At 65.1% G+C, this 13,438-nt stretch carries 14 protein-coding genes; 6 read left to right on the top strand and 8 right to left on the bottom strand.

Features of this window, described 5'->3' with window-relative positions:
- Positions 1 to 29: 29 nt before the first annotated feature.
- Positions 30 to 1,286: a threonine ammonia-lyase gene (locus tag FZZ93_RS02100; RefSeq protein WP_149320669.1), complete on the bottom strand. Its 1,257-nt coding sequence runs from the start codon at positions 1,284 to 1,286 to the stop codon at positions 30 to 32.
- A gap of 24 nt (positions 1,287 to 1,310) precedes the next feature.
- The gene (locus FZZ93_RS02095; RefSeq protein ID WP_187774433.1) at positions 1,311 to 1,916 is read right to left on the bottom strand and encodes a gamma-glutamylcyclotransferase; all 606 of its coding nucleotides are present in this window, start codon (positions 1,914 to 1,916) and stop codon (positions 1,311 to 1,313) included.
- A 211-nt stretch (positions 1,917 to 2,127) separates the two neighbouring features.
- Here FZZ93_RS02095 and FZZ93_RS02090 point away from each other — a divergent pair, with 211 nt between their 5' ends.
- Complete coding sequence (locus FZZ93_RS02090; protein WP_149320667.1) at positions 2,128 to 2,571, top strand: YtoQ family protein; 444 nt, start codon at positions 2,128 to 2,130, stop codon at positions 2,569 to 2,571.
- 22 nt (positions 2,572 to 2,593) lie between these two features.
- Here the strand turns inward: FZZ93_RS02090 and FZZ93_RS02085 are convergent, their stop codons facing one another.
- From FZZ93_RS02085 to FZZ93_RS02065, 5 genes are all read right to left on the bottom strand, one after another.
- Positions 2,594 to 4,522 carry a metallophosphoesterase family protein gene (locus FZZ93_RS02085; RefSeq protein WP_149320666.1) on the bottom strand — a complete coding sequence of 643 codons (1,929 nt, stop codon included), beginning with the start codon at positions 4,520 to 4,522 and terminating at the stop codon, positions 2,594 to 2,596.
- Between the two features lie 102 nt (positions 4,523 to 4,624).
- Entirely contained in the window at positions 4,625 to 5,152 is a 528-nt protein-coding gene (locus FZZ93_RS02080) for an HPP family protein (protein WP_149320665.1), read from the bottom strand.
- 120 nt (positions 5,153 to 5,272) lie between these two features.
- On the bottom strand, positions 5,273 to 6,622 hold the full coding sequence (locus tag FZZ93_RS02075) for a sensor histidine kinase (protein ID WP_149320664.1): 1,350 nt from the start codon (positions 6,620 to 6,622) through the stop codon (positions 5,273 to 5,275).
- Positions 6,619 to 7,290 carry a winged helix-turn-helix domain-containing protein gene (locus FZZ93_RS02070; RefSeq protein ID WP_149320663.1) on the bottom strand — a complete coding sequence of 224 codons (672 nt, stop codon included), beginning with the start codon at positions 7,288 to 7,290 and terminating at the stop codon, positions 6,619 to 6,621. Before FZZ93_RS02070 ends, FZZ93_RS02075 begins: the two co-directional genes overlap by 4 nt.
- Positions 7,287 to 7,607: a PepSY domain-containing protein gene (locus FZZ93_RS02065; RefSeq protein WP_246146057.1), complete on the bottom strand. Its 321-nt coding sequence runs from the start codon at positions 7,605 to 7,607 to the stop codon at positions 7,287 to 7,289. The genes FZZ93_RS02070 and FZZ93_RS02065 overlap by 4 nt, the downstream gene beginning before the upstream one ends.
- 176 nt (positions 7,608 to 7,783) lie before the next feature.
- On the opposite strand from FZZ93_RS02065, the gene FZZ93_RS02060 reads away from it, so the two are divergent.
- A complete protein-coding gene (locus FZZ93_RS02060; protein WP_149320661.1) occupies positions 7,784 to 8,254 on the top strand; it encodes a PepSY domain-containing protein in 471 nt (156 codons plus the stop codon).
- Between the two features lie 140 nt (positions 8,255 to 8,394).
- Here the strand turns inward: FZZ93_RS02060 and FZZ93_RS02055 are convergent, their stop codons facing one another.
- Complete coding sequence (locus FZZ93_RS02055) at positions 8,395 to 10,035, bottom strand: FMN-binding glutamate synthase family protein (RefSeq protein ID WP_149320660.1); 1,641 nt, start codon at positions 10,033 to 10,035, stop codon at positions 8,395 to 8,397.
- Between the two features lie 120 nt (positions 10,036 to 10,155).
- Here FZZ93_RS02055 and FZZ93_RS02050 point away from each other — a divergent pair, with 120 nt between their 5' ends.
- The 4 genes from FZZ93_RS02050 (at position 10,156) to FZZ93_RS02035 (ending at position 13,386) form a co-directional block, all read left to right on the top strand.
- Entirely contained in the window at positions 10,156 to 11,811 is a 1,656-nt protein-coding gene (locus FZZ93_RS02050) for a GMC family oxidoreductase (RefSeq protein ID WP_149320659.1), read from the top strand.
- A 198-nt stretch (positions 11,812 to 12,009) separates the two neighbouring features.
- Positions 12,010 to 12,216: a cold-shock protein gene (locus FZZ93_RS02045; protein ID WP_013332996.1), complete on the top strand. Its 207-nt coding sequence runs from the start codon at positions 12,010 to 12,012 to the stop codon at positions 12,214 to 12,216.
- A gap of 178 nt (positions 12,217 to 12,394) precedes the next feature.
- Complete coding sequence (locus FZZ93_RS02040; protein ID WP_149320658.1) at positions 12,395 to 13,060, top strand: alpha/beta hydrolase; 666 nt, start codon at positions 12,395 to 12,397, stop codon at positions 13,058 to 13,060.
- Positions 13,061 to 13,167: 107 nt separating this feature from the next.
- Positions 13,168 to 13,386 carry a hypothetical protein gene (locus tag FZZ93_RS02035; RefSeq protein WP_149320657.1) on the top strand — a complete coding sequence of 73 codons (219 nt, stop codon included), beginning with the start codon at positions 13,168 to 13,170 and terminating at the stop codon, positions 13,384 to 13,386.
- The last annotated feature ends 52 nt before the right edge of the window (positions 13,387 to 13,438 follow it).

Below are 13,438 nucleotides of genomic sequence, written 5' to 3'. Positions count from 1 at the left end.
ACGCGTCGCTTCAGTCACAGGCCATTATACTATCCATGGCCTTCGGGGTCGTCGGCCCAACGCTCATCGGGATGCACTTCATTGGCCGGCAAGACGGGATCGTAGCCCTCGGCACGCAGCGCTTCGATGACATCCCGGGTGTGCTCGCGGCCGAGTGTCTCGAGGGTGGCCTCGACCTCGGTGGCGCGCAGCGACAGATCGGTGAAGGTACGCTGGTGGGCGATGGTGATGACGTTGGCCCGCTGCTCGGCGAGCAGGTTGGTGAGCTCGGACAGGGCGCCGGGCACATCGGAGATGCCGACCCGCACCCGAATGATGCGCCCGGAGCGCACCAGGCCGCGCTGGATCACCGACGACAGGGCCAGCATGTCGATGTTGCCGCCGCACAGCACCAGCCCCACCTTGCGGCCACGATAGCGTTCCGGCTCGGTGAGCAGGGCGGCGAGACCGGCGGCGCCGGCGCCTTCGGCAACGGTTTTCTCGATCTCCAGCAGCATCAGGATGGCGCGCTCGATTTCCGGCTCGTCCACCAGGGTGATGTCGCTGACCAGCTCGCGCACCAGCTCCCGGGTCAGCTTGCCCGGCTGCTTGACAGCGATGCCCTCGGCCAGGCTGGCCAGGCCGCAATGGACTGGCTCGCCGGCCAGGGCCTGCTTCATGGCGGGAAAGCGCTGGGTCTGCACGCCCACAATCTCGATGTCGGGACGCAGCGCCTTGGCGGCCACGGCATTGCCACCGATCAGACCACCGCCGCCGATCGGGATCACCAGGCTCTCCAGGTCGGGAACATCCTCGAGCATCTCCAGGGCGATGGTGCCCTGGCCGGCGATGATGTGCTCATCGTCGTAGGGGTGCACGAAGACCAGGTCGCGCTGCTCGGCCAGGCGCTGGGCATAGGCGCCGGCCTCGTCGACGCCGTTGCCTTCCAGGTGCACCTCGGCACCGAAGTTGCGGGTGTTTCGGACCTTGAGGTTGGGCGTGTGGCGCGGCATGACGATGGTGGCGTGGATGCCCAGGCGCGCGGCGTGATAGGCCACGGCCTGGGCATGGTTGCCCGCCGACATCGCAATGACGCCCCGGCGACGCTCGTCTTCGGAGAGCTGCAGTAGGCGGTTCAGGGCGCCGCGTTCCTTGAAGGCGGCGGTGAACTGGTGATTCTCGAACTTGATGTAGAGCTCGCAGCCGGTCAGCTTCGAGAGCGTGGCTGAGTGCAGGCAGGGCGTGCGTACGAGATGGTCTCGGGTGCGCTCGGCAGCGCGTTGTACGTCATCCAGATTGACGGTCATGCGGGGAGTGCTCCAGAAAGTCGGTCAGGGTGTCAGGGTGTCATCGAACATTGTCTCGGTGGCCTCGCCGTCGAGGTGGCGGACGTGCCGGGCCAGCTCAGCGACATGCGTGTCTTCCACGTCGAGCGCGCGCAGGGCCTCGTCCAGGTTCAGCAGGTAGTCGCGATTGGGGCCGCTGGGCCCGTGCGACTCGGCGATCTGCTGGGCGATCGATTCCAGCGGCGCATCGCCGAGAAAGGCGGCGTTGTCCTCGGTGGCGACATAGACCAGCCCCTGGTCCGTGTCGCCGTCGGCGAAGTGCAGGGTGACGACCTCGCGCAGGTAACCATTCTTCTCGCGCACATCGAGCGGACCCAGGATGTCCGGCGTGATGCGGTAGGCCATGCCATGGCAGATGGCATCGGGGGCGGGTAGCAGGGTCGCGACCCGACCCGGTGCCGCCGGGGTGCCGCGATGGTCGTGGGAGCCCTGCCAGAAGCGTCGCGTCCAGCCACGAATATAGGCCGGGCGGTGTTCCAGATAATCGAAACCGGCCTTCCAGATCAGCGAGCCGTAGCCGAATAGCCAGATGGATTCATGACCATCGAATTGGGTCATGCGTCGATTCTGTTGAGTGGTGTCGAGAACCATGTCGAGTATCGTGTCGATGACGAGAGTGGCGCGCCCGACATGTCGGGCGCAGTGCATTCCATCATGCGATGTTCATGAGCCCTTGTCGAAAGGGAAGTGGCGAGTATTCAATATGGCCCTTTGTTGTATACAAAATTGTGGAAGTTAGAATGAATAGAGGTTGGTGAGGGCGCCGACCACGACACGATAATCACGACAATGAGGAGAGATGATGAGCTTTCAGGTTTATTTGTCCGGCGAGATTCACACCGACTGGCGTGACGAGATCCAGCGTGGTGTCGAGGCGGCGGGCCTGGATGTGGTGCTGACCTCGCCGGTGACCGATCATGACGCCAGCGATGCCGCCGGCGACCATCTCGGCGAGGAGCGCGAAGGCTTCTGGCGCGATCACCGGTCCTCCAAGGTCAACGCCATTCGTACCCGCACGCTGATCGCTGCCAGCGACCTGGTGGTGGTGCGCTTTGGTGACAAGTACAAGCAGTGGAACGCCGCCTTCGACGCCGGTTACTGCGCGGCGTTGGGCAAGCCCTATGTGACGCTGCACAGCGAGGAGGTCGTCCACCCGCTCAAGGAGGTCGACGCCGAGGCCATGGCCTGGGCCCGTACGATCGATCAGGTGGTGAAGATCCTCGAGCACGTGCTGCGAGCGGCCTGAGCGGTCGCCATCGGGGCTGGCGCTATGCGTCGCCCCGGGGCGGCGGAAAGACCACGTCGAAGCCTCGGGCATCGAGTTCACGGATGTCCTCGGGACGGCCCTGTTCGTCCAGCACGACCAGGCCGATGCCGGGGCCGTTCCACAGTCGTTCGCCGGCCTTGGCGCGATCCGGGTCGCGCGGGCGAATGCGCATGGGGCGCCGCTTGGTGAGCCAGTTGAGCGGCGAGCGCGGAGCATAGAGCCAGCGATTGGCCCGATCGAAGGCATCCAGCAGGGTGTCGGGGAAGGCGTTCTTCACGCCGCTGGAGGTGATCTGCCAGATTCGCGAGCCATGCCGCCGGTGGCGGATATGGATATCGTAGGCGAAGGAATAATGCACATCGCCGGAGAGCACCACGTAGTGGCCGGGCGTGCGCGAGTGGCGGAAGATGTTGAGCATCACGCTGGCCGCGCCGCGATGGGCCATCCAGTTCTCGGCGTCCACCAGCAATGGCTTGCCGGCCAGGGTGAAGAGTTTCTGCACCACCTCGATGAGCTTGACGCCAAACATCGGCGTCGGCGAGACGATCACCACCGAAGGAGCATCGAGGATCTGCTGCTGCAGTTCGGAGAGCGCTTCCCAGTCCATGAGCCCGGAAGGGCGTCCGAGCTTGCGCTCGCTGCGCCAGCGGCGCGTGCGGGTATCCAGCACCACGAGCTTGGGAGTGCCGGGCACCTGGTATTCCCAACCCTCGAAACGCTGCAGATAGCGCAGGAAAGCGTCGTGCGGCTCGGCGGGCAGCCAGCCGTCTTCGCGCGCGGCGGTTTCGAGCAGTGTCGTGACCTCCTGCATGGGCCCGGCCAGACGGTCCGGGTCGTTGCCCCAGCCTTGGCAAAGCAGGTAGCCCATCAGGGCATTGCCGATGATGCGCCGCGAGAAGGGGTGGCCGTAGGCAGTCTCTTCCCAGGCGGCGGTCAGGTTCCAGTCGTCGGTGACGTCGTGGTCATCGAAGATCATCAGGGTCGGCAGGTGAGCCATCAGGCGTGCCGCGGCGGGCAGCTCGTCGACGAAACGTTCGATGATGCCGAGTTCGTTGTCGAAGATCTCGGCGTTGGCTTCGTCGAGGGCGGGCCGCGTCACCTCCACCAGGCGCCAGGGCGTGGGTGACCAGGTGAGCAGATACATGGCGATGATCTCGCCGAAGCTGATCAGGTGGTTGTAGGCATTGGCCGAAGTGAAGATCGGTTTCTTCGCACCGCCGAAGAAGCGCTTGCGCAGCTCGCCGCTCTCGGTGGCATCCGGCAGCAGGGAGTCGCGACGGTAGTAGGCAGTGTCGGTGGTATATAGGGCACGGCTATCGGTGACGGTGGCGCCGTCCAGTGGTTCGTCGAACAGCCCCAGGCGCTGGATCAACTGGTGGATCGCCACCAGCATGGGGCCGGCCACATCGTCGGCGTAGACCTGATCGCCGGTCATCAACAGCCAGGCGGGCCATTGTCGGGTGTCGTCGCGCCGTTCGGCTAGCCAGGCGTCGGCGCGTGCCAGGCCGTCCGGCCCGTCATGGTGCGGGCGTCGACAGGAGCCATGGAGCAGCCGGCGCTGGGTGGAGGCGAGAACGAAGCCGGGGCGCCGGGCGCCTTCATGGAGCAGGTGAGGCGCCCAGTCGGCGATGCCGCCTTCGTCGGGCAGGCGCAGGTCGTAATCGATGCGCACGTCCTGGGGCAGGGGCGTGCCCAGAGAGACATCGATCAGGTGCAGATAGGCATGACGCCCCAGTGGCAGGCAGCGCACCCGCTTGTCGTTGAGCGCCAGGCGACGTGGGGGCTGGCCATCGGGCTGCAGGATCAGCTGCAGCTCGAGGGGGCGGCTGCCCACCAGCCAGAATAGTAGTCGTTCGCTCGACAGGCGCCTCAGCAGAGGGCCGGCCAGTACGGAAGGTAGGGGCTGGGAGGCGTCTGCCGCTGTCGTCATGTCGTGAATCCCTTCTTGTCGCCGTCACCGGGCGACCCTTGAAGGCACCCGTGAGTACAAGGATATCACGATGGAGCGTCGTGGAATTCACGATCGACGGGGCTACCAGTAACGAGGATAGCGTCGATGGCGGGCGAGGTTGTTGACCAGCATGGCGACGATGAGCATGACACTGCAGCCGAGCGCGATCGGAATGACCGGGAACCACCAGCCCAGGGCGTGCACGTCGCTGCCGCCGATGACCGCGATCAAGGCGGCAGCGGCACCGGGAGGATGCACGCTGTGGGTGAGTTGCATCACCAGGACCGATAGCGAGACGGCCAGTGCCACGGCCAGGGCCGTGGCGCCGAACCACTCGAAGCAGGCGACGCCGACCAGTGCCGAGAGAAGGCTGCCGAGCAACACGTTGCGGGGCTGGGCGAAGGGGCTCTCCGGTGCGGCATACAGCAGCACGGAGGTTGCGCCGAACGAGCCGACGACGAGTAGCTGCTCGGTGAGCCAGCGTTCGCCGAGCATGGTCACGGCTCCCATGCCGACGAAGGCGCCAAGCCAGGACCAGGCGGCATCGTGCCAGTCGATATCACGTCGGGACGCGCGGGATCCACGCATCTTGGAAAGATACGATTTCATTTGCAGAAATGATTTTCACGATAAAGGACGAGAGATTCTGCCAGCGGCGATACCGGATGGCAAAGCATCATTTGTCATGTGCTTAATTCGTCATGTACGTATGCTGCGGAGCCCGGATTCTTACCAAGGGCGATCAGGCAGCCATACCCTGGCCGAGAGGCCGCCCAGGTCGGCTCGTTCGAGTGTCAGGCTGCCATCGTGCAGGGTGACCAGGTCGTTGACGATGGCCAGCCCGAGCCCGCTGCCGGAGCGCTGTTCGTCGAGCTTCGCGCCTCGCGCCAGGGCGGCCTGGCAGTCGGCCTCGCTCATGCCGGGACCATCGTCCTCGACCAGCAGCCAGGCGCCACGGGCATCGGTGCCGCCACTCAGGCGCACGCGCTGCTCGGCCCAGCGCAGGGCGTTGTCCAGCAGGTTGCCGACCACTTCCTGCAGGTCCTGCGGGTCCAGGCGCATGGTCAGCGACTCGGGAAGGTCGTGCTCCAGACGCAGGCCGCGCCGCTCGGCCAGGCGCGTCAGGCCCTCCAGCACCGGCTGGAGAGTATCGAGGCAGCGAATCGGTCGGTTCAGGGGGCCGTCGCCGGCGGCCGAGGCGCGGGCGAGATGGTGGCGTACCGCGTCGTCGATACGGGTCAGCTCGCCCTTGAGCCGACGCCGCGAGTCCTCGGGAAAGCCGTCGGCCAGGGTGGTCAGCACGCTGACCGGAGTCTTCAGCGCATGGGCGAGGTTGCCGGCGGCATGGCGGGCGCGTTCGAGGCGGCGCCGGTCACGCTCGAGGACGGCGTTCATGGCGCCGGCCAGCCTGGCCAGTTCGGCAGGCAGTTGGGTGCCGAGCCGTTCGGCGTCGCCGTTCTCCACGGCCCGGAGGTCGTTGCGCAGGCGACGCAGGGGCGCCAGGCCCCAGCGGATCTGTACTGCCAGGCCGAGCAATACCAGCAGGCCGATCGCCGCCAGCGAAAGGCCCAGCAGGCGATTGAAACGTGATGCTTCGAGATCGATGACGTGGCTCGGGGCCGCCACGCTGACCCGTAGCGGTGTGGCCAATGGCGCGATTCGAATGTCGCGGGAGACGATGCGCAGCGGTGTGTCCCGGGGGCCAACGAGGTCGTGGGGCGAGGGGCCGTCCTCGAGCGGCAGGCGTTGGTCCCATAGCGAGCGCGAGGTCAGGATTTGTGAGTCGCCATCGCTGACCTGCCAGTACCAGCCCGAGAAAACCTGACGGAAGCGCGGGTCGTCCAGGGTGCGTTCGTGGACCAGCCGCTGCTCGACCTCATCAAAGCGGACGCCGGCGATCACCACATTGAGCAGGGACTCGAGACGCTCGTCGAAGACGGTGGTAACCGAGTCGCGAAAGTGATGGGCCAGACCCAGGCCGGCGAGCGGCAACAACAGGCCGATGAGCAGCAGTGCGCCCAGCAGCAGGCGAGTGGCGACCGAGGCTCGGGCCAGGCTATCGCGCCAGCGCCGGCTCATGAAGCCTCGTCGAGGTCGATCAGCCGGTATCCCTGGCCACGCAACGTCTCGATGCGTTGGCTGCCGAGCTTGCGGCGCAGTCGGCTGATCTGCACGTCGATGACGTTGGAATCCGGTTCGTGGTCGCGATCGTAGACGTGCTCGGCGAGTTCGGCGCGGCTGACCACCCGAGGAGCGGTGTGCACCAGGTAAGCCAGCAGCCGGGATTCCTGGGAAGTCAGGCTGATCGGGCGGCCGGCGAGCGTCACGCTGCCGGTGTGGGTGTCCAGGGCCAGATCGCCGACGCGCAGTACTGGATGGGCGTGGCCGTGGCTGCGGCGCACCAGGGCTCGCAGTCGAAACAGCACCTCGGCGGTCTCGAAGGGCTTGGTGACATAATCGTCGGCGCCGGCGGAGAAACCGGCGGCCTTATCCGCCCAGCGTTCGCGTGCGGTGAGCACCAGCACGGGCAGATCGATGCCCGCCTCCCGCCACTGGGCCAGCCAGCGGGTGCCGTCGCCGTCGGGCAGCCCCAGATCGAGGATGACGGCGTCATAGCGTTCGGTCTGTACCAGAAAGTCGGCCTCGGTGCCGCTGGCGGTTGCCTCGATCAGCACGCCGGCCTCGGCCAGTACTGCACTCAGCGCCTCGGCGAGCGGCTCATCGTCCTCTACCAGCAAGACCTTCATTGCGCCTTCCTCATGGCATTGATGTTCACGCCTTCCATGCCGATCAGTTCACCATTGCCGGCATCGAACTCGAATTCTACCACTTGGCCCTGGGGGCCCAGCATCTCGATCTCGTAGGTCGGCGGGCTGTCGTCGCGTTCGATTTCGACTTCCAGTATCTCGCCGGCGTAGTGCGCTTGAAGCCAGTCGAGGATCACCGGCAGCTCGACCAGCTCGCCACGGCGCACATCGTCGTGCAGGCGTTGCCAGTGCTCGTCGCCCAGGGCCGGTGCCGAGAGTGCGATGCACAGCAGAGCACCACACGATGTGCGGTACAAGCGGCGAAGTGCTCGGTGTTGGTAAACAATGGAAAACGCGCGCGTGATCATCATGGCCCAGAGATTGCCAGTCATGACATGAACGCAGCATGAACGGAGCTGTCAGCTCTCGGCAAGGTAGACGCTGATAATGTCCTTGTCGTCACGATGATTGAACCAACAGAGAGGACGTTGCCATGACATTCAAGACCCTGATGATCGCATCCGCCACTGCCCTGACCCTGGTTGCCGGCAGTGCCCAGGCCGACGGTAGCCTTGGCCTGGACCGCGTCGACGCGGTGCTCGAGCGGGCCCAGGCCTTCGGTTTCACCCACATCGAGGAGATCGAGGCCAAGGGGCGCGATGCCATCGAGGTTGAAGGCTGGCTGGACGACGAGTGGTACGCCGACGCCCGGCTTTCCCTGAACAGTGACGATGTCCTGCGCGAAGAGCGCAAGCGTCTGGTCACCAGTGCCTGGGGCATGAGCGCAGACGATGTGCGTCAGGCCTTCGCGGCCGCGGGCGCCGAGGGCATGACGGAGTTCGAGAGCTTGCAGATCAATGAAGCGGGCTACATCGAGATCGAAGGGCGCGGTCAGGACGGTCGCGAGCTCGAGATCACCACGCGTCAGGGGCAGGATGGCGTGACCGGTGTGGAGCGCGACTGAGTCGTTGCTTGACGCTCTTTATTCCAGCACGTTATTCCAGCACGCCACAGAAAAACGGCAGGCATCGCGCCTGCCGTTTTTTCATGATCTGCAATCGTCGTATTCAGCATCAGGGGTAATACGCGCTCGGTGAGGCGTTGCTATACCAGTTTGCTCTGGCGTAGCTGCCGTTCGCTGAGCGGCGGGGCAAAACTGTCGGGATCGGCCAGGTCCCAGTAGTCGCGGAAGACTGGATGGCGCGAAGCGCCGCCCGTGAGCAATTCGTTCGGTGGCACGAAGTCGAACAGGGTGGCGAAGCTTCGCACCTCGTGACGGGAGATCCGGCGAATCACATGCTCGGGGCCCAGCTCCTCGGGATGGTTGAGACCGGCGGCAGCCAGCATTTCGGCCAGTGCCTTCAGGGTGTTGGCATGGAAGTGCCGTACACGCTCGGCCTTGAGGGGCACGTCCAGCCGGCCGCCGCGCTGCGGGTTCTGGGTCGCCACGCCGCTCGGGCAGCGGTCGGTGTGGCAGCTCTGGGCCTGGATGCAGCCCAGGGCAAACATGTAACCCCGCGCGGCGTTGCACCAGTCGGCGCCGAGCGCCATGGTGCGGGCGATGTCGAAGGCGCTGATGACCTTGCCGGCGGCGCCCACGCGGACCTTGTCGCGCAGGCCGGCACCGACCAGGGTGTTGTGCACCAGCAGCAGGGCCTCGGTGAGCGGCATGCCGAGGCGGTTGACGAATTCCAGGGGCGCGGCGCCGGTGCCGCCCTGGCCGCCATCCACCACCACGAAGTCCGGATGGTCGCCTTCCTCGCGCATGGCCTTGACCATGGCGAACCATTCCCAGGGATGGCCGATGGCCAGCTTGATGCCTACCGGCTTGCCGCCGGAAAGCTCGCGCAGCCGCTGGATGAAGGCGATCATCTCGCGTGGTGTGCCGAAGGCGCTGTGGCCCGCCGGCGATATCACGTCGAGCCCTTCCGGCACGCCGCGGGTCGCGGCGATCTCGGGTGTCACCTTGGGGCCGGGCAGCACGCCGCCATGACCGGGCTTGGCGCCCTGGGAGAGCTTGATCTCGATCATCTTCACCGCCTCGAGACCGGCGGTCTCGGCGAAGCGCTCGGGATCGAAACGACCCTCGGCGTCGCGGCAACCGAAGTAGCCGGAGCCGAGTTCCCAGACGAGGTCGCCACCCTGGCGATGATAGGGCGACAGGCCGCCTTCGCCGGTGTCGTGATAGAAGCCGCCGTCCCGCGCGCCTTCGTTCAAGGCGCGGATGGCGTTGGCCGAGAGCGCGCCGAAGCTCATTGCCGAGATGTTGAAGATGCTGGCGGCGTAGGGACGGGGCCGGTCGGCGCCGATGACGACCCGGAAGTCATGATCCTCGATACGTGTCGGCGCCAGGGAGTGATTCATCCACTCGTAGCCCGGGGCCTGCATGTCGCGCTGGGAACCGAACGGTTGCTTGTCGATGGTGTTCTTGGCGCGTCGGTAGACCAGGCTGCGCTGCTCCCGGGAGAAAGGGCGCTCTTCGGTGTCCGACTGGATGAAGTACTGGCGGATCTCGGGGCCGATGGATTCCAGCCAATAGCGCAGGTGGGCCAGGATGGGGTAGTTCCGGCTGACGGTGTGGTGATGCTGGAGCAGGTCGTGAGTGCCCAGGGCGGCCAGCAGGCCGAAGGCCAGAACACCGAGCCCCCAGGGCCAGGCATGGAGCAAGGCCAGGCCCAGCAGACAAACGACGAGGCCGGCGAGGCTGATGGCATAGGCGCCGTAGCGGCTCGGCAGGCGATACATGGATACGCTCTCCTTGCGATGAGGGTCCGGCTATTGCATGTCGCGGAAGGTCGACTGTCAATCAGTACCGCCGAGCGCTAGCGTGTCAGGCAGTCATCGTCCGGTTGGGAGAGCAGCGTCATGACGCAGCGTCATCGTTTCGACACCATCATCGTCGGCGCCGGCACCGCCGGTTGCCTGCTCGCCAAGCGCCTGACCGAGGATGGTGAGCGGCGCGTGCTGTTGATCGAGGCGGGCGGGCGCGATACCTACCCCTGGATTCACATTCCCGTCGGTTATCTCTACTGCATCGACAATCCGCGTACCGACTGGCGTTTTCGCACTGAGCCGTCGCCCGGGCTCAACGGTCGGCGGCTTGTCTATCCGCGTGGCAAGACGCTGGGAGGCTGCTCCAGCATCAACGGCATGATCTACATGCGCGGCCAGGCCCGGGATTACGATCACTGGGCGGAGGTGACCGGCGACGACGCCTGGCGCTGGGCGAACTGCTTGCCCGATTTCATGCGCCACGAGGATCATCATCGGCTCGATGACGAGGCCGGCGCCGATGCCGCACACCGTGACTTTCACGGCCACGGCGGCGAATGGCGGGTGGAGCGTCAGCGGTTGCACTGGCCGGTGCTCGACGATTTTGCCCTGGCCGCCGAGCAGGCCGGGATTCCCCGCATCGATGACTTCAATCGCGGTGACAACGAGGGTGTGGATTATTTCGAGGTCAACCAACGTGGCGGTTGGCGATGGAATACCGCCAAGGCCTTCCTGCGCGGTATCGAAGGGCGCGACAACCTGACCCTGTGGCACTCGAGCCAGGTACAGCGCCTGGGGTTCGATGAGGACGAGTCCGAGCGGCCGCGTTGCGTCGGTGTGCGTGTGCGGCGGGGCGGTGAGATCGTCGAGGCGGAAGCGGCGCGGGAAGTGGTGTTGTGTGCCGGCGCCATCGGCTCACCGCAACTGCTGCAGCTGTCGGGCATCGGCCCGGCCGAGCTGCTCGCCAGGCACGGCATTCCGCTGATTGCCGATCTGCCGGGCGTGGGCGAGAACCTGCAGGATCATCTGCAGCTTCGTTCGATATATCGCGTCGACGGTGCCGATACCCTGAACACCCGCGCCGGCTCCTGGCTCGGCAAGGCACGCATCGCCCTGGAATACCTGCTGCGGCGTTCCGGGCCGATGAGCATGGCGCCCTCCCAGCTTGGCGCCTTCACGCGCAGCGACCCTGGTCAGCCACATGCCAACCTCGAATATCACGTGCAACCGCTGAGCCTGGAGGCGTTCGGGCAACCGCTGCACGACTTCCCGGCGATCACCGCCAGCGTGTGCAATCTCAATCCGACCAGCCGGGGCCAGGTGCGCATTGCTGGTCGAGACCCTTCCCTGGCGCCGCTCATTTCGCCGAATTACCTGGCTACCGAGCAGGATCGACGGGTCGCGGCGGATTCGTTGCGGGTCACTCGGCGCATCGTCGACCAGTCGGCCTTCGCCAAGTATCGGCCGGAGGAGATCAAGCCGGGCGAGTGCTATCAGACCGACGAGGAACTGGCGCGCCTGGCCGGCGATATTGGCACGACCATCTTTCATCCTGTAGGAACGGCCGCCATGGGGCGTGCCGATGACCCTGCCGCGGTGGTCGACTCGCACCTCAGGGTGCGTGGCGTGTCGGGACTCCGGGTGGTGGACGCCAGCGTGATGCCGACCATCACCAGCGGCAACACCAACTCGCCGACCCTGATGATCGCCGAGAAGGCGGCCGGCTGGATTCTTGCCGAAACGTCATGATCTCGTCATATAGGGCAAATAGTGTTTGACCTGCACTCTGCACAGGTGCATGCTAGTTGGCAGTAGGTTAGCAAGTCGAACATCGCAAGTGGTCATCGAAACGCTCAGGCATCGATTTCCCGGTGAAACGTTTCTTGTTTTACCCACTGCAACTCGGGTATTTCCCGGCAAATCAATGCTATTCGAGGAATTCGAAAAATGGCTACCGGTACCGTCAAGTGGTTCAACGACACTAAAGGCTTTGGCTTCATCTCTCCGGACGACAACGGTGACGACCTGTTCGCTCACTTCTCCGAGATTCAAGCTGAAGGCTTCAAATCTCTGCAGGACGGCCAGAAGGTCTCCTTCGACGTCACTCAGGGCAAGAAAGGCCTGCAGGCGTCCAACATCAAGGTCGTCGACTGATCGTCGATTGTCCTGATGCAGGATAAACCACCTTCCAGGTGGTTGGTTGGCGGGGCCCGCGAAAGCGGGCCCCGCTTTCGTTTGGGAGAAGGAAAACCGCACTCGATACCTGGCCGCGATTTATTCGCTGCCGCCGTTACGCTAGGGTGTGGCTTTTGTCTGTGGAGATGATGTCGCCATGAGCGCACCTGACGAGTTGATCATCGAACCGGCCAACGGCAAGGTTGCCGATGCCTGCGTTTTCATCCTGCATGGCCTGGGCGCTGATGGCCACGACTTCGAGCCCCTGGTACCGGCCCTGGAGTTGCCCGCCGAGGCCAGCGTGCGCTTCATTCTGCCCCATGCGCCTCGTCTGCCGGTGACGGTCAATGGCGGCATGGTGATGCCCGCCTGGTACGACATCACCGAGATGAGCCTGGATCGTCAGGTCGACGAGACCCAACTCAAGGCATCCGCCGAGCGCCTCCAGGGCTTGATCGACGAGCAGATCGAGCATGGCATCGCCCCCGAGCGTATCATCGTCGCCGGCTTTTCCCAGGGGGGCGCGGTGGCCTACCATGCGGCCTTGAGCTTTCCGCAGCGCTTGGGCGGGTTGCTGGCCATGTCGACCTATCTCGCCACCGCCGACAGCCTCGAGTACGCCGAGGCCAACCGTGACCTGCCCATCGAGGTGCATCACGGCAACCTCGATCCCGTGGTGCCCGAGTCGCTGGGGCGTGCAGCCCACGACCGCCTGCGCGCCATGGGATATCCGGTCGAATACCGGCAATACCCCATGGCCCATGCCGTCTGCCCGCAGCAGGTCGCCGATATCGGTCGCTGGCTGTCCGCCCGGCTCGCTTGATGGGTGACTTGGCGAACGCACCCCGGCCCGGTAAGGTCTATCGGAGGCCCTGGCGACATGGGGCGGGGTGACTGGCACTAGCCTGAACCGGCAAGGAGGAGAGGTACATGGCGTTATCGGAAGATTTACGTTTACCCGTGGCCTGCCCGAGTTGCGGCAGCCATCTAATGCGAGTGTCGAGCGTCAAGAATCCTGATGACCAGGTGCACTGTGCATCCTGCCAGCGTTTTGTCTGTCTTTATCACGAGGCCTGCACGGTGTTGGAGCAGGGGCCGGGCAGCGACAGCGAAGCGTTGATCGAGAAGGCGGTGAATCGCGGCGTCTGAGTCGTGCTATTCGCTTCGCCAGTCTGGAGGGCGATCGCCGTTCGCGCGGGGA

The organism is Halomonas eurihalina (assembly GCF_008274785.1).
GTDB classification, from domain to species: Bacteria; Pseudomonadota; Gammaproteobacteria; order Pseudomonadales; family Halomonadaceae; genus Halomonas; species Halomonas eurihalina.
This window is presented reverse-complemented; position numbering and strand designations above follow the sequence as displayed.